At 52.2% G+C, this 18906-nt stretch carries 21 protein-coding genes; 19 read left to right on the top strand and 2 right to left on the bottom strand.

What is annotated here, in order from left to right; all coding sequences use genetic code 11:
- The coding region (locus tag ACFO4L_RS14275; protein WP_377910343.1) for a hypothetical protein at positions 1-180 on the top strand (180 nt) is incomplete at its 5' end.
- Entirely contained in the window at positions 140-826 is a 687-nt protein-coding gene (locus tag ACFO4L_RS14280; protein WP_377910344.1) for an NAD(P)-binding domain-containing protein, read from the top strand. The genes ACFO4L_RS14275 and ACFO4L_RS14280, both read left to right, overlap by 41 nt.
- Here the strand turns inward: ACFO4L_RS14280 and ACFO4L_RS14285 are convergent.
- Positions 823-1431 carry a hypothetical protein gene (locus ACFO4L_RS14285; protein ID WP_377910345.1) on the bottom strand — a complete coding sequence of 203 codons (609 nt, stop codon included), beginning with the start codon at positions 1429-1431 and terminating at the stop codon, positions 823-825. The two genes, ACFO4L_RS14280 and ACFO4L_RS14285, sit on opposite strands and share 4 nt — an antisense overlap.
- An 88-nt stretch (positions 1432-1519) precedes the next feature.
- On the opposite strand from ACFO4L_RS14285, the gene ACFO4L_RS14290 reads away from it, so the two are divergent.
- The 8 genes from ACFO4L_RS14290 to rsmI all read left to right on the top strand — a co-directional run bounded on the left by ACFO4L_RS14290 (position 1520) and on the right by rsmI (position 7921).
- Positions 1520-2914, top strand: a complete 1395-nt coding sequence (locus tag ACFO4L_RS14290; RefSeq protein ID WP_377910346.1) for an aminotransferase class I/II-fold pyridoxal phosphate-dependent enzyme — start codon at positions 1520-1522, stop codon at positions 2912-2914.
- Between the two features lie 15 nt (positions 2915-2929).
- The gene (gene tmk, locus ACFO4L_RS14295; protein ID WP_377910347.1) at positions 2930-3559 is read left to right on the top strand and encodes a dTMP kinase; all 630 of its coding nucleotides are present in this window, start codon (positions 2930-2932) and stop codon (positions 3557-3559) included.
- 84 nt (positions 3560-3643) lie between these two features.
- Complete coding sequence (locus ACFO4L_RS14300; RefSeq protein ID WP_168009027.1) at positions 3644-3973, top strand: cyclic-di-AMP receptor; 330 nt, start codon at positions 3644-3646, stop codon at positions 3971-3973.
- Between the two features lie 17 nt (positions 3974-3990).
- A complete protein-coding gene (holB, locus tag ACFO4L_RS14305) occupies positions 3991-4980 on the top strand; it encodes a DNA polymerase III subunit delta' (RefSeq protein WP_377910348.1) in 990 nt (329 codons plus the stop codon).
- Between the two features lie 2 nt (positions 4981-4982).
- Positions 4983-5810 carry a PSP1 domain-containing protein gene (locus ACFO4L_RS14310; RefSeq protein WP_377910349.1) on the top strand — a complete coding sequence of 276 codons (828 nt, stop codon included), beginning with the start codon at positions 4983-4985 and terminating at the stop codon, positions 5808-5810.
- Positions 5811-5825: 15 nt separating this feature from the next.
- Complete coding sequence (gene yabA / locus ACFO4L_RS14315) at positions 5826-6179, top strand: DNA replication initiation control protein YabA (protein ID WP_168009079.1); 354 nt, start codon at positions 5826-5828, stop codon at positions 6177-6179.
- A gap of 127 nt (positions 6180-6306) precedes the next feature.
- A complete protein-coding gene (locus ACFO4L_RS14320; RefSeq protein ID WP_377910350.1) occupies positions 6307-7050 on the top strand; it encodes a tRNA1(Val) (adenine(37)-N6)-methyltransferase in 744 nt (247 codons plus the stop codon).
- A complete protein-coding gene (gene rsmI / locus ACFO4L_RS14325) occupies positions 7043-7921 on the top strand; it encodes a 16S rRNA (cytidine(1402)-2'-O)-methyltransferase (RefSeq protein WP_377910351.1) in 879 nt (292 codons plus the stop codon). The genes ACFO4L_RS14320 and rsmI overlap by 8 nt, the downstream gene beginning before the upstream one ends.
- Positions 7922-8013: 92 nt before the next feature.
- Here the strand turns inward: rsmI and ACFO4L_RS14330 are convergent, their stop codons facing one another.
- Positions 8014-8307 (bottom strand): AbrB/MazE/SpoVT family DNA-binding domain-containing protein, encoded by a 294-nt coding sequence (locus ACFO4L_RS14330; protein ID WP_168009081.1) that lies wholly within the window; start codon positions 8305-8307, stop codon positions 8014-8016.
- Between the two features lie 772 nt (positions 8308-9079).
- On the opposite strand from ACFO4L_RS14330, the gene metG reads away from it, so the two are divergent.
- The 9 genes from metG to spoVG all read left to right on the top strand — a co-directional run bounded on the left by metG (position 9080) and on the right by spoVG (position 18845).
- Complete coding sequence (gene metG, locus ACFO4L_RS14335) at positions 9080-11077, top strand: methionine--tRNA ligase (RefSeq protein ID WP_377910352.1); 1998 nt, start codon at positions 9080-9082, stop codon at positions 11075-11077.
- Between the two features lie 23 nt (positions 11078-11100).
- Positions 11101-11865, top strand: a complete 765-nt coding sequence (locus ACFO4L_RS14340) for a TatD family hydrolase (RefSeq protein ID WP_377910353.1) — start codon at positions 11101-11103, stop codon at positions 11863-11865.
- A 426-nt stretch (positions 11866-12291) separates the two neighbouring features.
- Positions 12292-13707: a ubiquitin-like domain-containing protein gene (locus tag ACFO4L_RS14345; protein ID WP_377910354.1), complete on the top strand. Its 1416-nt coding sequence runs from the start codon at positions 12292-12294 to the stop codon at positions 13705-13707.
- Positions 13708-13893: 186 nt separating this feature from the next.
- On the top strand, positions 13894-14454 hold the full coding sequence (gene rnmV / locus ACFO4L_RS14350) for a ribonuclease M5 (protein ID WP_377910355.1): 561 nt from the start codon (positions 13894-13896) through the stop codon (positions 14452-14454).
- Positions 14454-15320, top strand: coding sequence for a 16S rRNA (adenine(1518)-N(6)/adenine(1519)-N(6))-dimethyltransferase RsmA (gene rsmA / locus ACFO4L_RS14355; RefSeq protein WP_377910385.1), 867 nt, complete (start codon positions 14454-14456; stop codon positions 15318-15320). Before rnmV ends, rsmA begins: the two co-directional genes overlap by 1 nt.
- A gap of 265 nt (positions 15321-15585) precedes the next feature.
- Complete coding sequence (locus tag ACFO4L_RS14360; protein ID WP_377910356.1) at positions 15586-15849, top strand: Veg family protein; 264 nt, start codon at positions 15586-15588, stop codon at positions 15847-15849.
- Between the two features lie 197 nt (positions 15850-16046).
- Positions 16047-16916 carry a 4-(cytidine 5'-diphospho)-2-C-methyl-D-erythritol kinase gene (gene ispE, locus ACFO4L_RS14365; protein ID WP_377910357.1) on the top strand — a complete coding sequence of 290 codons (870 nt, stop codon included), beginning with the start codon at positions 16047-16049 and terminating at the stop codon, positions 16914-16916.
- A gap of 73 nt (positions 16917-16989) precedes the next feature.
- On the top strand, positions 16990-17808 hold the full coding sequence (gene purR / locus ACFO4L_RS14370; RefSeq protein ID WP_377910358.1) for a pur operon repressor: 819 nt from the start codon (positions 16990-16992) through the stop codon (positions 17806-17808).
- Positions 17809-18554: 746 nt separating this feature from the next.
- Positions 18555-18845, top strand: coding sequence for a septation regulator SpoVG (gene spoVG / locus ACFO4L_RS14375; RefSeq protein WP_377910359.1), 291 nt, complete (start codon positions 18555-18557; stop codon positions 18843-18845).
- Positions 18846-18906 lie beyond the last annotated feature (61 nt).

Here is an 18906-nt window from a genome sequence, read left to right on the forward strand (position 1 = left end):
GTCACCGGAGGGTGTCTCCCGGAACCAGACCCTGGTTCCCGGGCGGCACCCTCTTTTTTTGCGTTGGTTTCCTTTTTCCATGGATACGCCTTTCAGCAGAGCGCCGTATTCGCTATGATGGAGACAGGGAGGAATGACGATGAGCGAAACGATTCGATGGGGACTGGCTGGAATCGGTAAAATTGGAGCAGCGCTCCTTGCCGGCTGGGACCGACAAGGACTGACGACAGAGATATACCACCCTGATGAACATAGACGCCGCGCGGCAGCATCGTCTGCAGCGGGGGCACGAGAAGCGGCAAAGGAAGAGCTGCCGCATCTGGATTACCTGGTTCTGGCGCTTCCAGCTGACAGCATTGCACCATTTATCGAGGATCTCGAACAGAGCGGCCTGAACATGCGCCGCACGACGCTTGTCAACATGGCGACGACAAAGGGGACCGCTTCGCTTCGGAAGCAGTTTCCAGAGCATCGCTTTGCCGGCATGAAGGCAGCTGTTCATGCTGAAACGTTAAGGCGGGGCGAGGCGGTGCTGTTTGTTTCTCCTGAGGCGGCGTCGGACCAAACGCTGAAGTTGCGGTTTGAAGCACTGGGAGACGTCATTAACGGTGAGGAAAAAACGGTAGAGACGTTGAACCGGACAGCGACGGAAGCAGCTGTAAAAGCCGCAGCCGCTCTTGAAGAGCAGCTGCGGCAGGAGGGATGGCAGGAGCTTTACATCCGCCAGGCGTTAGCTTCACTTATGCCTGAGGTGATCCATGCTTATGCTGATGGCAGGCTTGGTGCTTTTGGCAGGAAGCTGGCAGATGAACTGCGCCGAGACTAATCAGCAGCCTGCCGGCGGTTCATCCAAAGAAGCAGCGCTGGACCGACCGCCGGAATAAAGGCAAGCCACGCATAACGCTCGACGCCCCATTCACGCTTTAAAATGTCGTAGGCAAGCCAGACGACGACGAGAAAGTCAATAGACATCACGCTGACGAGATGAGACTGCTGGAAATCTTCTATATAGCCGCTTACACTGCCGCCAAGCGCAGAGAGGAGCACGGCGGCACCCGCGATGCCTGCAAGCAGATAAGCTGCCGGATGCGTGAGGGCGTGCTGCAGAAAGCGTGGACCACGGGGCGTCTCCCGCGTCTTCCGGCCGCGAACGGCCATGTACGGCAATATCGTAAAGGCCCCTAATCCGAAGGAAAACAGAGCAAACAGCCAGGCAGGAACGCGTCTTGTATCCTTTGGAAGCAGCAGAAACAAAAACAGCAGCGGGTAAATGCCGAGCATCGTAAACACAGCGACCGTCAGCGGATTCAAGTCCTGAATACGACCGTCGATGATGGCTGATAAAAATGGATCATCTGCATTTTGTGCACCTGGTGCTACAAAGACGGCATAGGCTGTTAACAGGAGAAATAGAATAATATAACGTTTCACATAAGGCCCCTTTCACAGCTGTTTCCTCCAGTTAACCAGAGGCAGGACAGGAGTGCAAGCGGAGCGGAGGAAGCAGAAGGAGCGTACCATGTTACATATGCCGATCGTACAAGCGTTGATGAACAGGCGGGGCGACAATTCGTTCCACGTTCCCGGTCACAAGAACGGAACGCTGCTGCCGGAGGGTACAGAGGAAATCCTGCAAGCCGTGATGCAGGTTGATAAAACAGAAATCACCGGGCTTGATGACCTGCACGATGCTTCCGGGATTATTCGGGAAGCAGAGATCCTGCTGAGCCAGCTGTATCAGAGCCGGGACAGCCGCTTATTAGTCGGCGGCTCTACTTCCGGTATCCTTGCTGCAGTCCTTTCCTCTGTTTCACGTGGACAAACAGTCATTGTGCAACGAAACTGCCATCAATCCGTGTTTCACGCGCTGGAGCTCGCAGGGGCAGAAGCGGTGCTCGTCGAACCGGATATAGAAGCACAGACAGGCACACCGCTCGGCATCCCCTCCGACGCTCTTCAAACGGCCTTTGAAGAAGTGCCGGAAGCAGCGGCCGTACTGGTGACGAATCCATCTTATGAAGGGTACGTCCAGCCGCTTCATCAGCATGCAGCCTTGTGCCGCGAGCACGATGCGCTGTTTATTGTAGATGAAGCGCACGGCGCGCATTTTCTGCCAGGGGCAAAGCTGCCCTTTTTTGAGAGCTCTCTGCAGCATGGAGCGGATCTCGTCATTCAGTCCGCTCATAAAATGCTCCCGGCCCTCACGATGGGAGCGTGGATGCATATCGGCACCAGCCGCGTGAACCAAGCAGCTTTAAACCGGATGCTGCAAATGATTCAATCGAGCAGCCCCTCGTATCCGATACTGGCCTCGCTTGATGCGGCCCGGGCTTTTCTCGCAGAAGTGACAGGTTGGAAGGAGATTGCGCAGGCGGCAGAGGAGCTGTGCCGGAAGACGGGAGCACTGGTTCTCCCGGCGCAGCTCGGCAATTGGCGCCGTGATCCGCTGAAGGCAGCATTTGCCGCCTCATTGCACAGGAGCACAGCAGATATGGAGAACCTGCTGGAAGCAGCGGGGGGCTATGCAGAACTTCGTACACCGGAGCTGTTCCTGCTCACGCTTCCGCTCGATGCGGACCTGATCCATCGCATGACAGCAAGCGTCCCGGTATTTGGGGACCGTTCAGCTGCAGCGCCGGAATTTTGGCATGCGGAGCCGGAGGTAAGGCTGCGTCGTCCTGCTCTCCGGCAGGAGGAAATGGCGATGCTTCCCACTGAGAGCTGTCTGCTGCACGAAGCCAAGGGAAGAATCAGTGCAGCTGAGCTTATTCCTTATCCACCGGGAGTGCCACTTGTCATCCGCGGCGAACAGCTGACAAAGCGGCACATTGAGAAGCTGTACCAGCTGCGGAGGGCGGGCATACGTATCAAAGGGGGCGACGACTATGTTCGTGTCTTTAAAACTAGAGCATAAGAAAGGATGAACACCGTGAGCGGATGGTTTATTACAGTAGAAGGAGGAGAGGGAGCCGGTAAAACGACGGCGATGCTCTACCTGAAGGAAAAATTGGAAGAGGAAGGCTGGGAGGTCCTGGCTACGAGAGAGCCGGGAGGAAGTGTAATCGCGGAAAAAATTCGTGCGGTCATTCTCGATCCGTCCCATACAGAGATGGACGCCCGCACCGAAGCGCTGCTTTACGCAGCAGCCCGGCGGCAGCATCTTGTAGAAAAAGTATTCCCGCACCTTGAAAAAGGAGGCATTGTGCTCTGTGACCGGTTTGTCGACAGCAGCCTCGTTTATCAAGGGTATGCTCGGGGCATCGGCGTAGAAGCAGTAAGGGAACTGAATCGCTTTGCGACAGAAGACCGCATGCCTGATCTGACATTGTATTTTGATATTGATCCGGAAATCGGTCTTGCCCGCATTGCCTCTGGCAGAGGACACGAAATCAACCGGCTGGACGCTGAAGCACTGCCGTTTCATGAAAAAGTGCGCAGCATGTACCGGGAGCTGCAGCAGCAGGAACCAGAGCGGATTCGTCAAATTGACGCTTCAGGTACGCCTGCCGACACAGTGAAAAAGGCGTGGGAAGAAATACATAAAAAACTTAGCCGCTGAACGCGGTAAATCTGACAAATCACACGCCTGCGCAGCAGTTTCTTGTTATAATACGAGTAACCCCTTTCGATGGAGGAGATGACTATGAAGCTGATCGTTGCAGTAATCCAGGATAAAGACAGCAACCGTCTTTCGGATGCGCTGGTGGATCAGGATTTTCAGGCGACCAGGCTTGCAAGCACAGGCGGATTTTTAAAAGCAGGGAATACGACCTTTATGATCGGTGTGGAAGATGATCAGGTACAGCCTGTTTTGGAATTGATAAAAGAAAACTGCAAGGCGAGAGAACAGCTGGTGGCGCCGATCTCACCAATGGGGGGAAATGCAGATTCCTACGTGCCATACCCGGTGGAAGTACAGGTCGGCGGTGCGACCGTCTTTATTCTTCCGGTTGAACGGTTCGAAAAGTTTTAGAAATGAAGGAGACAGCCATGCAGCATTGGCAGGAGCTTGAACAGACACAGCCGGCTGTAGCGCACGTGCTGCAAAACAGCATCCGCCGCAGCCGGCTGGCCCATGCATATATTTTTGAAGGCGGCCGCGGCACGGGGAAGAAGCTTGCGGCCCAGCTTGCGGCTCAGGCATTTCTGTGCCGAAATCTGAGCGGTGCAGATCCTTGCCTGGCCTGTCCGGAATGCAGGCGTGCAGCCTCTGGGAATCATCCGGATGTGCACGTGCTCCGTCCGGACGGAGCCGTGATCAAAGTAGACCAGATTCGTGAACTGAAGCGGGAGTTCAGCATGCGCGGCATGGAATCCGGCAGAAAGGTATACCTCGTGGAAGAAGCCGATAAAATGTCAGCGAGTGCAGCGAACAGCCTGCTGAAATTTTTAGAGGAACCGGATGGCGAGGCACTGGCTGTTCTCATGACGGTTAACTCCCGTCTAATGCTTCCGACGATTCTGTCCCGTGCCCAGATGCTCAGCTTTGTGCCGCTGCCGCCGGAAGCCGCTGCGAGGGAGCTTGTCCGCAAAGGCTATCCGGAAAAAGAAGCGTACCTTGCTTCCCGGCTGACCTCTGATCTGACGGAGGCTGAGGCACTTTTTGGCGAGGAATGGATTTCACAGGCGCGGGAGAAAGTGATACAATTAGTTGACGATCTTATCCGCAAACCGCGCGATTCCTATATTACCCTGCATGAAACGGTGATGCCGTTTTTTACAGAACGCAAGGATCTGGAAACCGCACTGGATATGATCATGCTCTGGTACCGGGACGTGCTGCGCATGCAGGTCGGCCAGTCCGAGCAAATTGTGTTTATCGATCAGGAAGACAGTCTCTCCAAACAGGCTTTCCAGCTCTCTCAAGGGAAACTCGGTAACAACCTCCAGGCAGTGATGGATGCGAGGCGCCGGCTTAGTGCCAACGCAGCGCCGCAGCTGCTCATGGAACAGCTGCTTCTTCGTCTACAGGAGGGATAAATGTGCATCGAGTGATCGGAGTTCGTTTCAAAAAAACCGGGAAGATTTATTATTTCTCACCCGGGGATTTTCATATAGAGAAGGATGACTACGTAATCGTCGAAACGGCGCGTGGCGTCGAATTCGGAAAAGCAGTAATCGGCATGAAGGAAGTTGCCGAAGAAGACGTTGTCCTGCCGCTGAAAAAAGTACTGCGCAAGGCAACGGAGAAGGATAAATTGACTATCGAAGAAAACCGGCGGGAAGCCGCGAAAGCATTCGATGTCTGCCTGAAGAAGATTACGGAGCACAACCTTGATATGAAGCTGGTTGATGTAGAATACACGTTTGATCGAAATAAAGTACTGTTTTACTTTACAGCGGACGGGCGCATCGATTTCCGGACGCTCGTCAAAGACCTCGCTTCCGTTTTCCGTACACGCATTGAACTGCGTCAGATCGGCGTGCGGGATGAGGCGAAAATGCTTGGCGGTATCGGTCCGTGCGGCCGCATGCTCTGCTGCTCGACGTTTCTCGGTGATTTTGAGCCGGTTTCTATTAAAATGGCAAAGGATCAGAACCTGTCGCTTAATCCGACGAAAATTTCCGGACTGTGCGGAAGGCTGATGTGCTGCCTGAAATATGAAAACGATATGTATGAGGAAGCGAAAAAAGTGCTTCCTGATTTGTATCAGAAGCTGAATACGAGCTACGGCCGCGGGAAGGTCGTTGGACTGAACATGCTGGAGCGGCTCGTTCAGGTCGAGATTTTCGAGTCTAAGCAGGTCATTGAGTATACGCTGGATGAACTCCTGGAAGAAGGAGCGATCGCCACGGAAACCACGAAATAATGAGGTGTGCGCATCGTGAACAAAAATGAGATATTTACACGCGTCAGCCAGATGGAAGAGCGCATCGGCGGTCTCCATCACGAGCTGGGTGAACTAAAGGATCAGCTGGCGCTGCTTCTCGAGGAGAATACGCATCTGCAGATGGAAAATGAGCACCTGCGTGAGCGGATGAACCAGGAGGAAGAAGCAGCAGAGGCTGCAGGAGTCGGCGCTGCCGGTCCGCGTTTGAAGCCGGGATTTGGAGAAGGCTACGACAATCTGGCGCGTCTTTACCAGGAGGGGTTCCATATTTGCAACCTGCACTATGGAAGCATCCGCAAAGAGGGAGACTGTCTATTCTGTCTTTCCTTCCTGAATCGGGAGGAATAAATGACGCAAACGTTCAGAAGCGCTGCTTTTGGGCGTTTTTCTTTTTGAAAGGACAGTACCGCTTTGCACGGAAGCGCATTGGGGGAAGAAGAGAGCGTTAGTAATAGAAGAAAGAGGCGTTTGAACGATGACGAAAACAGAGGAACGAGCAGATTATCTGCCTGGAGGAACGATCATTCATCAGCGGCCCGACGTCTTTACGTATTCGATGGATGCGGTGCTGCTGGCAATGTTTGCGGATGCTGCCAGAGCAGAGTCTGTCATTGATTTATGCGCGGGTACCGGGGCGATTCCGCTGCTGCTTGCATCGAAAACGAAAGCTTTCATTCGGGCAGTGGAGCTGCAGCCGCAGCTGTGCAGACTTATGGAACGCTCGGTTACAGCAAACGGTCTTGAGGAGCGCATCCAGGTGGAGGAACGCGATTTGCTTACCCTGCACCCCGCCGTGGATGGACCGGTTGATCTGGTCACGTGCAATCCGCCCTATTTTGCGGCCCCGAAAATGAAGCAGCCGCTGAAGGAAGCGGGAGCGAAGCAGATCGCCCGTCACGAAGTGGCCTGTTCGCTGCAGGACGTTACAGCAAAAGCCGCAGCGCTCGTCCGTCCTAAAGGAAAAGCTGCGTTTGTCCATCGTCCGGAGCGGATGTCGGAACTATTTGCCGCCATGCAGCGGGTAAATCTGGAGCCGAAACGGGTGCAGCTGATTCATCCGAAGCCGGGACGGGAAGCGAATATTCTACTCGTGGAAGCGGTGAAAGACGGGTCTCCGGGTATGAAAGTAGAGTCTCCGTGGACGGTTTATCAGGAAAATGGAGAATATGAACCGGCGTTTTACGACTACATGGTGAAAGGAGAGGGTCTTCATGCATGAGCAGCGAACGTATCAGGCTGATGGCGGCATGCTGGTTCTCGTACCGACGCCGATTGGCAACCTGGAGGATATGACATTTCGTGCTGTCCGCGAGCTGAAAGAAGCGGACGTTATTGCGGCAGAAGACACGAGACATACGCGGAAGCTGTGTCATGTCTACGAAATTGAGACACCGCTGATCAGCTTTCACGAACACAGCAGCGATACGCGGCTGGAGGAGCTGCTGGAAAAAATCCGCAGCGGTAAAAAGGTCGCGCTCGTCAGCGATGCGGGAACGCCGGGTGTTTCCGACCCGGGCTGGGCAGCCGTTGACGCATGCCGGCAGGAAGGGCTGACTGTGACCGCACTGCCCGGAGCAAATGCAGCCGTCACGGCTCTGACCGCTTCTGGACTTCCGACCACCTCCTTTACGTTTCTCGGCTTTTCTGAACGAAAAAAGAGAAAGCGCACTGAGCTGCTGGAAGAGTGGCGGACAGCCCGCTCTACGCTGATTTTTTATGAATCTCCGCACCGGCTTGATCAAATGCTGCAGGCCGCTTTTGATGTATACGGCCCCCGCCGGGCCGCCGTCGGACGTGAGCTGACGAAGCAGTTTGAAACATATATGACCGGAACACTTGAGGAGCTTGCAGCCTGGGCGGCCGGGACAGACATCAAAGGAGAGTGCGTGATTCTGATCGAAGGTGCAGGTGAGGAGGAAGCGGCAGCTGCCGGAACGGAATGGTGGCAGGAGCTGTCGCTGAAGCAGCATGTCGAGCACCATATCGACAAAGGCCACTCTTCCAAGCAGGCGATCAAACAAACGGCTGTGGACCGGAGCATGCCGAAGCGCGACGTGTATGCGGCTTATCACGACACTGGAGCTAGTTAAAAGGTGTCAGTGGCAGCGCTCTGTGCCCCAGCTTAGCTTTCTGAAAGCAAAAAAAGTACGCCCGTCGACTAGACGGGCGTACTTTTTAGAGATTAATTTTCCTGCTTGGAAATATATTCTTCCAGGTCTTTGATGATCTCCTTGGCACCCATAGGGCTGAGGATGATTTTGCCTTTCGCAAGGGAAAGGTTGTCATCAGAGACTTCACCCGTCACCTGGCATGTCATGTTTGGCTTGTACTTCTTCAGAACGATGCGGTCATCATCCACGTAAATCTCCAGCGCATCCTTTTCAGCAATATCCAGTGTACGACGCAGCTCGATAGGAATGACGACGCGGCCCAGCTCATCAACCTTTCTTACAATACCTGTTGATTTCATGTTAATACCCCTCTCTGTAATCCTGTGTGTTATTCCAGAAGTCTCGAAACGTCATGATTCGACAAAATTCTGTTAAGAGTATAATACCAGCACTTCCAAATGAAGTCAATTAAAATGATATAAAAAGGAAATAAGTTTTTTATTATATGGCGTGCAGCTATGCTCTGAAGCTGGTTTCACTGGAAGCAGTCTGTCAGGTTGTCATAAACCGCTCCCCGTCCCTCCTCTCCATTGTCGACTGAATTCGACATCTGACATCACGTATAGCACTATACCCAAAAAAGGGAAGAATATAACAAAAATGCAAGAAAAAAATTCTTCATTATAAAGAATGTACAAACTTTGTACAATGTTTAGTTTGTCGAAATACCATATACCCCCGGTGCCCGAATTGGTAAAAACCGCCATGCAGCACGCTTCTATTGACAGAGGACGAGCCATTCGGTATATTGCAGAGAGAATACGCATACGCTTCAATGATGGGATGAGTAGAGAGCCGCCGTCCGCTTGCAGAGAGCCGGGGAAGCTGAGAACCGGTGCGGAAGGTCTTTTGAACATGGTCCTGGGAGAGGCTGTATGGTCGAGCGTTTAAGCGTAAGGCCTGCACGTCCGCTGCACGTTACGCAGCAGAACTGCCAGCCGCAGTTCGACCGAGACCGGATTAAATCCGGTGAAACCGGGTGGTACCGCGTGGGCTTATGCTCTCGTCCCAGTATGTGGGGCGGGGGCTTTTTAGTATGCCTGCAGCGAAACATGATTGAAGGAGGAGACTGTCACCATGACAGATCAAAAGAAGACATTTTATATTACAACACCAATTTACTATCCGAGTGCAAAGCTGCATATCGGACATGCTTATACGACGGTGGCCGGTGATGCGATGGCCCGCTATAAACGGCTGCGCGGCTATGACGTTCGGTATTTAACCGGAACAGATGAGCATGGTCAGAAAATCGAAACAAAAGCAGCGGAAGCCGGAGTAACTCCGCAGGAATTTGTCGACGGGATCGTGAAAGATATTCGCGACCTGTGGGGCAAGCTGGACATTTCTTACGATGACTTCATCCGAACGACAGAAGAGCGCCACAAAAAAGTAGTAGCAGATATTTTCGAGCGTCTGCTGGAAAAAGGCGATATTTATCTGGATGAGTATGAGGGCTGGTATTCCATCTCAGACGAGACATTTTACACGGAGCTGCAGCTCGAGGATAAAGAATACGATGAAGCTGGAAATATCGTTGGCGGAAAAAGTCCGGACAGCGGCCATCCGGTAGAGAAAGTGCGGGAGGAGTCATATTTCTTCCGGATGAGCAAGTATGCGGACCGGCTGTTGAAATACTATGAAGAAAATCCTGAGTTTATTCAGCCGGAATCTCGTAAAAATGAGATGATCAACAACTTCATCAAGCCCGGACTGGAAGATCTCGCTGTATCCCGAACGTCGTTCGACTGGGGTGTGAGCGTAAAGAGCAATCCAGAGCACGTTGTTTATGTATGGATTGATGCGCTATCCAACTATATTACGGCGCTCGGCTATGGAACAGACGATGACAGCCTCTACCAGTCCCACTGGCCGGCGGATGTGCACCTAGTCGGGAAAGAAATTGTCCGCTTCCATACGATTTACTGGCCGATTATGCTGATGGCACTCGACCTGCCGCTTCCGAAAAAAGTGTTTGGTCACGGCTGGCTGCTGATGAAGGACGGGAAAATGTCCAAATCAAAAGGTAACGTCGTCGATCCGGTGCCGCTGATTGACCGTTACGGTCTGGACGCTGTCCGCTACTACCTGCTGCGCGAAGTGCCGTTCGGATCTGACGGCGTCTTTACACCGGAGGCATTTGTAGACCGGATTAACTATGATTTGGCGAATGACCTCGGCAATCTCGTTAACCGAACGATTGCCATGATCAACAAATATTTTGATGGAGAACTGCCTGCTTATGTGAAGGATGCGACGTCCTTTGATGCACCGCTTGTCGAGCTTATTGACGCTACGGTAGATAAAGTAGAGGATGCAATGGAAGACATGCAGTTTTCTGTTGCACTGACAGCAGTTGGACAGCTGATCAGCCGCACGAACAAATATATCGACGAAACACAGCCGTGGATTCTTGCCAAAGACGAAACGGCAAACGAGCAGCTCGGTTCCGTTCTTCATCACCTGACAGAATCGATCCGCCAGATTTCCATCATGCTGCGCCCGTTCCTGACGAAAACACCGGAAAACATCCGGCGCCAGCTTGCGATTCCAGAGGAGCTGATGGAGTGGGATACGCTGCGGACGCCGGGACGTCTGAAGCAGGGTGTTCGTATCATTGAAAAAGGAGAGCCGATGTTCCCGCGTCTTGATTTTGACGAGGAGGTCAAAGCAATCGTGGAGATGATGGGCGGCACGGTGAAAGCAGCTGACGAGCCGAAGGAGGAAGAACTGCCGGAAGCTCCTGAATCAGAAGAAATCACGATCGACGATTTCTCGAAGGTGGATCTGCGCGTCGCAGAGGTGATCGGAGCAGAAAAGGTGAAGAAAGCGGATAAGCTGTTAAAAGTTCAGCTCGACCTCGGCTACGAGAAGCGCCAGGTCGTCTCCGGCATTGCCAAATACTACGAGCCGGATGATTTAATCGGGCGCAAAGTGATCTGTGTGACGAACCTGAAGCCGGTGAAGCTGAGAGGCGAATTGTCCCAGGGAATGATTCTTGCCGGCTCTCACGACAAATCATTGACGCTTGCGACCGTAGCAGAGTCACTCCCTAACGGTGCTCAGGTTAAATAGACAGAAAGGAAGGAGGGTCCATCATGCTGATCGATACGCACGTGCATCTGAATGCGGATCAGTTCGCTGATGACGTGGATGACGTCATTCGGCGGGCGCAGGAAGCTGGCATAGATAAAATGATCGTTGTCGGCTTTGATACAAAAACCATCAATCTCGCCATGGAGCTGATTGAAACGTATCCATTTCTATATGCGGCTGTCGGATGGCACCCGGTAGACGCTGTTGATTTCGATGATGACAAGCTTGCCTGGCTGGAAGAGCTGACCAGGCATCCGAAAGTTGTCGCAGTCGGGGAAACGGGTCTTGATTATTACTGGGACAAGTCTCCGCATGACGTACAGAAAGAAGCATTTCGAAAGCAGATCGCACTTGCAAAGAAAATGAAGCTGCCACTCATTATTCATGACCGCGAAGCTCATGAGGATATCACGGCTATTTTGCGGGAAGAAGAGGCAGCGGAAGCAGGCGGTATCATGCACTGCTTTCAGGGTGATGAGGAGATGGCAAAAGCATGTCTCGACATGAATTTTTACATTTCATTCGGGGGACCGGTTACGTTTAAAAACGCGAAGCTGCCAAAGGAAGTCGCAAAAATCGTTCCGGACGACCGGCTTCTGATCGAAACCGACGCTCCTTATCTTGCACCGCATCCGTACCGCGGCAAGCGAAATGAACCGGCTTATGTGAGGCTTGTTGCCGAACAGCTTGCCGAGCTGCGTGGTATCACCTATGAAGAGCTTGCAGCACAAACAACGAAAAATGCCGAAACATTGTTTCGCCTGTAGCACATCCGGGCCGCCCCTTCTTCAAGAGGCGGCTTTTTTGCATGGAAAATGGCGTCCGGAAAAACAAACAAATGAAAAAGAAGGACGAGGTCAAAACCAGACACATCATTTTGTTATCCTTAGACATGCGACTAATGACCTTGTTGAGGCAGTTGAAACGGACGTTTGGGCGCAGAAAACACCCCCTTTTGCGTGAAATAATCATCCGTAGTAAGCGACATGAAAACATCGATGAAAGCCCACTGTGAGCGGCAGTTCAGCGATTTGTAACGAAACTGTAAAGTAAGACGTTCGAAGCAGGCAGGGCGCGCTGTTTCTCATGTAATACGGCGGATATTATCCTATTCGATGACGTTTATTTAGGATATTCGTTTGACACGTTTTAAGGGCGTGCGTATAATCTGCGTCTTAGAAGGAGGGTTTGCCATGATTGAGAGGATTAAGTCGTTTTTTGTACATATCGTACGAAAGTCGGACCTCACCGCAAACATTGGAATAATTGCTGTTCTCTGCCTGCTTTCTGTTGTCATCTATGATGTGACGAAGACAGAAGTAACAGTATCAGCTGACGGAGAATCATTTACGGTGGAAACACACGCCGGAACAGTCGGCGACGTATTGGCAGAACAAGACATTGAGTTGATTAAGCATGATGACGTAGAACCGCCGCTTTCTGCTGAAGTAGAAGAGGGCCTTATTATAGAGTATGTACCTGCACAGCACGTGAACGTATCCCTGGATGGGAGCGAGGAAGAAGTATGGACGACAGTTGATACCGTCGATGAACTGATGGAAGAACTGGACGTTGCAGTGTCCTCTCACGATGAAGTGGAGCCATCTTTGCATGCGCAAATTGAAGAGGGCATGACTATTGCTTACGAAGAAGCATTTCCGGTAACGGTCGTGCATGACGGAGAATCCGCCCAGGTCTGGACGGTAGCTGCCACTGTAGAAGATGTCCTGGATGAACAAAATATCGACCTTGGCGAGATGGACCAGGTGGAGCCGGACATCGATGAAACACTGACCGCTGATGCAGATGTAACCATTACGCGAGTAGACATGATTACGGAAACGATCGAGGAGTCTGTATCCTTTGCCACAGTTCGTGAAAACGATGACTCGCTGGAAGCTGGCACGGAACGAGTGGAGCAGGAGGGGGAACGAGGCACTCTTCAAAAAACGTATGAAGTTGTTTTAGAAGACGGAGAAGAAGTCTCCCGTGAGCTGATTGAAGAAGAAGTTGTGGAAGAGAGCAGTGACCGCATCATCGCAGTCGGAACGATGGAGCAGGAAACCGTGTCGCGGGGCCGTTCCTCCGCTTCTGAAGAAAGAACGGATAAGGAAGAGCCGGCTGCGGAAGAAACGACCGCATCCTCTGAGCGCGAGACAGAAACAGCAGAAGCGAGCTCGTCTTCACAGGAGGAAGCCAGCTCGTCCAGCGGGACGGAAGCTGCCTCCTCGAGCAGCTCCTCGTCTGAGAGCAGCAGTTCTTCTTCAGAAAACGAAAGCTCCAGCAGCAGCTCGAGCTCTGAATCAGAAAGTTCCGGCAGCAGCTGGGAGTCCTTCCAGGCTACTGCCTACACCGCTTCCTGTAATGGATGCTCAGGTGTGACGGCTACTGGAGTCGACTTGAAGGCGAACCCGAATGCAAACGTGATCGCTGTTGACCCTTCCGTTATCCCGCTCGGCTCCAAGGTCGAAGTGAAAGGCCATGGAACATTTACTGCAGCGGATACCGGCGGTGCGATTAACGGCAATAAAATTGATATTTTCATGTCGGACCGTGGAAGTGCTACTTCCTTTGGACGTCAGAGTGTCCAGGTACGCGTTGTTGATTGATGAAAACAGGCTGATCCTGCAGGTATTACCACCTGCGGATCAGCTTTTTTTGCGTGCAGGAAAATAAGCGCGTCCGAAGGTTATTCCCCGGGAAATAACGACAGGAAATGGTTAAGGTGCTTGTGTCCGCATCGAATTTGTGTAGAATGAATAAAGATAAACGTGATGGAAGCGGGGACGACTAGCGTGCAAATAAAGGAGATTATCGTCGTAGAGGGCAAAAACGATACACATCGGCTGAAGCGGTTTTTGGACTGTACGACGATAGAAACAGGTGGAACCGGTCTGACGTCTGAAACGATGGCGCGAATTCGGGAAGCGCAAAAACGGCGGGGAATCATTATTTTTACAGACCCGGACTACCCCGGACAAAAGATCCGTCATATGATCGACAAGACCGTGCCGGGATGCCGCCATGCCTTTCTGCCAAAAGCAGAAGCTGTTGACCATGTGAAACGGAAGGTCGGAATTGAGCATGCCAGCAAAGAGGCGCTGCTGGAAGCGCTGCGGGAGGTCCGTACCTTCATTCCTGAAGAGATCCGGGAAGAAAGTCCGGGCTGGCTGGAGCTGCACGAAGCAGGACTACTTGCCGGTCCCGGAGCTAAGGAAAAAAGACGAAAGCTCGGGGAGGCGCTGCATATCGGCTATGCGAATGGCAAACAGCTGTTAAAGCGGCTGGAGCAGTTTCAAATCAGCCGCCGCGAATTTTATGAGGCGGCGGCAAAGCTGGAGGATGACCAATCATGATGAAAGATATTGCAACACCGAAACGAACGAAAGACATTTTGGAGCGGCACGGCTTCCGCTTCAAAAAAAGCCTCGGACAGAATTTCCTGATTGATCCGAACGTACTCGCGAATATTGTCGATGCTGCCGGCGTAACTGAGGAAACAGGCGTCATTGAAGTCGGCCCGGGGATCGGCGCACTGACAGAGCAGTCGGCACGGAAAGCGAAAAACGTGCTCGCTTTTGAAATTGATCAGCGGCTGCTGCCGATTTTAAAGGAAACAATGGCTCCCTATCCGCACGTGAGCGTCGTGAACGAAGATGTCCTGAAAGCAGATCTGCATCAGCGGATCGGGGAAGCGTTTACTCCGGGACAGGATCTTGCGGTCATCGCCAACCTGCCTTATTACGTGACAACACCAATTTTGATGAAGCTGCTGGAAGAAAAACTTCCAGTCAGAGTGATGGTCGTCATGATGCAGCTGGAAGTAGCAGAACGGATTGCTGCTTCTCCAGGGTCAAAGGCTTACGGCTCTCTATCCATTGCTGCACAGTATTACGCACACACAGAAACGGTGTTTACGGTGCCGCGAACGGTCTTTATGCCGCCTCCAAACGTTGATTCGGCCATCCTGAGACTGACAAGGCGGGAAGAGCCGCCGGTGGACGTCGTAGATGAAGCACTGTTTTTTGAAATTGTCCGGGCGTCGTTTGTACAGCGGCGCAAAACCCTTTTAAATAACTTATCTAAGCACTTTCAGGAAAAGCTCAGCAAGCAGGAAACGGCCGACGCACTGCAGCGGATCGGGATCGATGGAGCGCGCCGGGCTGAAACACTGACGATGAAAGAATTTGCTGCCTTAACGAGCACCTTTTTCCGCATTTAACATTTTTATCTGCACGCCTGCGCCAGCCGGAGAGTCCCGGCTGGCTGTTTGACGTTTGCCAGCTTGATCACCGTCTTTGAAAGCGGCGGGCATGCAGCGCAGGAAATTTTAGCAGCGCGTCATTTCGGCACTCGAAAAGGACCCAAAAAGTAAAGAAAACCAGAATTTATTCGTTGACACACCGGCTTGGCGTTGCTATAATTTAAATTTTATTTGACTTATCGGCACCACTTAGGGTATAATATCGTTAAGTGAGGTGTCGTGGATGGCTAAAACATTAGCGGAAATCAAACAGTCGTTAGAAGCAAATGTCGGTAAAGAGATTACGATTCACGCGAACGGCGGACGGAAGAAGACCATTGAACGTTCCGGCCTGCTGGAAGGAATTTATCCTTCTGTATTCACCGTAAAACTCGATAAAGAGCAGTATTCAATCGAGAGGCTTTCCTACAGCTATACAGATGTACTGACCGAAACAGTGAAGCTGTCCGTACCGGATGGCAGTGAACTTAACGGCGTGCAGGCTTAAGCACGACCCATATGCATCGGAAGAAAGGCTTATCCAGAATGTCACGTCTGGGTAAGCTTTTCTTTTTGTCTGGAATCGCCGCAGGGGGAGCGGCGGTTCTTTTTCACGGCCGTAAATGATAGAATAGCAAAAGCAGTACGTGTACAGAGGCAGGTGCTCCTGCTTATCTCAGATAAATTTAAAGAAGGTGACGGACGTTGAATACACTTACAGTGAAGGCACCGGCAAAGATTAACTTAACGCTGGATGTGCTTCGCAGACGAGAGGACGGCTACCACGAAGTCGAGATGGTGATGACGACAGTCGATCTCGCAGACAGAATCGAGCTTACCAGTCTCGGCCGCCCGGTGATCCGGATCGAATCAAACAACGGCTATCTGCCGCTCGATGATTCCAACCATGCGTGGCAGGCGGCGAGGAAGCTGCAGGAACGTTATGCCCCGGAGAAGGGTGTGCAGATCTACATAAATAAACAAATTCCGATGTCAGCAGGACTTGCAGGCGGAAGCTCCGACGCGGCAGCCGTACTGCGCGGATTAAACCGGCTCTGGGAACTGAACTGCTCGATGGAGGAGCTCGCGGAGATCGGTGCAGAAATAGGCTCGGATGTTCCTTTCTGCGTCTATGGCGGCACAGCGCTCGCTTCAGGCCGTGGAGAAAAGCTGGAATTTCTGCCGGCGCCGCCTTCCTGCTGGGTCGTGCTCGCGAAACCGCGGGCAGGCGTTTCTACGAAGGATATTTACAACCGCCTCAAGCTTCATACGATGGCTCACCCGGACACAGCGGGCATGATCCAGTCTCTTAAGCAGCAGGATTTTTACGGCATTTGCAGCCGCCTGCAAAACGTCATGGAGCCGGCGACCTTCTCGCTCGAGCCTGAAGTGAAAGTCATTAAGGAGCGGCTGCAGCAGTACGGGGCAGACGGAGTGGTCATGAGCGGAAGCGGGCCGACAGTGTTTGCACTGGCGAAAAGCGAATCACGCGCAGACCGGCTTTACAACGGATTAAAAGGCTTTATGGATCATGTCTACGTGGTCCGGATGATGGGAATGCGCCACGAACTGTAAGTTCATATTGTGAAACCCGTACAAAAATGATATATTACAGGTGGAATATTCGGGTTTTACAGGAGGTGGCAGCATGAAGTACCGACGAAGCGGCCGGCTGGTGGATATGACGGAGTATCTGCTGCGGCATCCGCACCAGTCTGTTTCACTGACGTTTTTTTCAGACAAGTATGGTGCGGCAAAGTCTTCCATCAGTGAAGACATTGGCATTATCAAAGAAGTATTTGAACAAAAAGGGATCGGCAGGCTGTCGACCTCTGCAGGGGTGAGCGGCGGCGTAACCTACATACCGCTGATAGGAAGCGACGAAGCCGTTCATGCGGTGGAGCAGATGTGCAGCAGACTGGAAGAGCCTTCCCGGCTGCTCCCGGGCGGCTATTTATACATGATGGACATCATCGGGGACCCCCAGTGGATGCAGAAGCTGGGCCGAATTTTTGCGTCCTGCTATGAGAACGCACAGGTGGATACGGTGATGACGATGGCGACGAAAGGGATTCCCCTTGCCTATGCGGTGGCTTCCCATCTGCGTGCGCCGGTCAGCATTGTCCGGCATGAGCAGCGGGTGACAGAAGGTTCGCTAGTGAGCATCAACTATGTTTCCGGATCGTCCAACCGGGTACAGACGATGTCGCTTTCCAAGCGCAGCCTGGAAGCTGGCAGCCGAGTGCTGATTATCGATGACTTTATGAAGGCCGGCGGCACGATACGCGGCATGATGGACCTTGCAGAAGAGTTTCAGGCAGAGGTGGTCGGCGCAGGCGTGCTGATGGAAGCGGTGCACGAGCACGAGAAGCTGGTAGACGACTACGTTTCCCTCGCACGTCTCGACAAGGTCGATGCAAGAGGAAAGAAAATCACCGTCCGCAAAGGAAGCATATTCGACTCGTAAAAACAGGCTCAGCCTGTTTTTAGGCTGTTGAAAAAGTCTTTCAACTTACATGTTTATTCGTTTGATTGTATTTTTCTCTGCTTACCTAGCCTGCCGTGGGCTGACCTTCAGATATTTCTCAGGGTGACCCTGTATGAAGGGAAGAAAGGCACGGGAGGATGGCGCGGCTTCCACGGGCACGCCGGACACATCAGGGAAACGACTCAGATTCTTGGAGAACAACGTCACGTCAGGCAGGTGCGACTGCTTTTTACATTTATCATGATTTCTAGAAGTACGGACACCCCCTATTCAACATCGAAACGCCTCATAGGGAATGGTCTATATGTATGGAAGCCAATCGTGCAGTCCTAACCAGGTACGTGAAACGGTCTGCCAGCTGCCGGCATCGAAGGGTCTCGGCTCAGAACGAGGCGAAGATCCGGCCGACAGCTGGAGGGAAAGCCGAGCCCGTTCCCTCCGAAAAGCGAGGGGCCGCAGATACAGGCAGATGCAACGTGATTCACCTGAAATGACGTTATCAACACTCTGAAAAACAGGCTCAGCCTGTTTTTTGTCGTTTCCATGCCGCGTGGCAAAAGGATACGTCGGAATCGGCTGCAGGTTTCAGCGGAGACGCTGAAGCCTTTTTTTACCTTTTGTTCTTTTATGTAAATTTTTTTATGAAATAAAAAGGATTTCAACTGCTGCTTAAAGAAGTATTACCAGCAGGCAGTTATAAATATAGAGAAAAGGTGGTGGCAGACATGGAAGTGACCGACGTCAGGCTCCGCCGGGTGCAAACGGAGGGACGGATGCTGGCAATTGCCTCAATCACATTCGATGAGGAATTCGTCGTACATGATATCCGTGTCATTGATGGGAACAATGGGAAATTTGTAGCGATGCCGAGTAAGCGCACTCCGGACGGGGAGTTCCGCGACATTGCCCATCCTATATCTTCAGTAACCCGGGAAAAAATTCAGCATGCTGTATTGAAAGCCTATGAAGAGGCCGGTGAAAACGCAGAAACGTTTGAAGAGGCTGGCACATCGTAGTCGTTTTACAGACACATAGACAAAAAGTCCGGATGCGGAATGTACCGGGCTTTTTCAGCAT

This window comes from Bacillus daqingensis, assembly GCF_042654445.1.
GTDB classification, from domain to species: domain Bacteria; phylum Bacillota; class Bacilli; order Bacillales; family Salisediminibacteriaceae; genus Alkalicoccus; species Alkalicoccus luteus.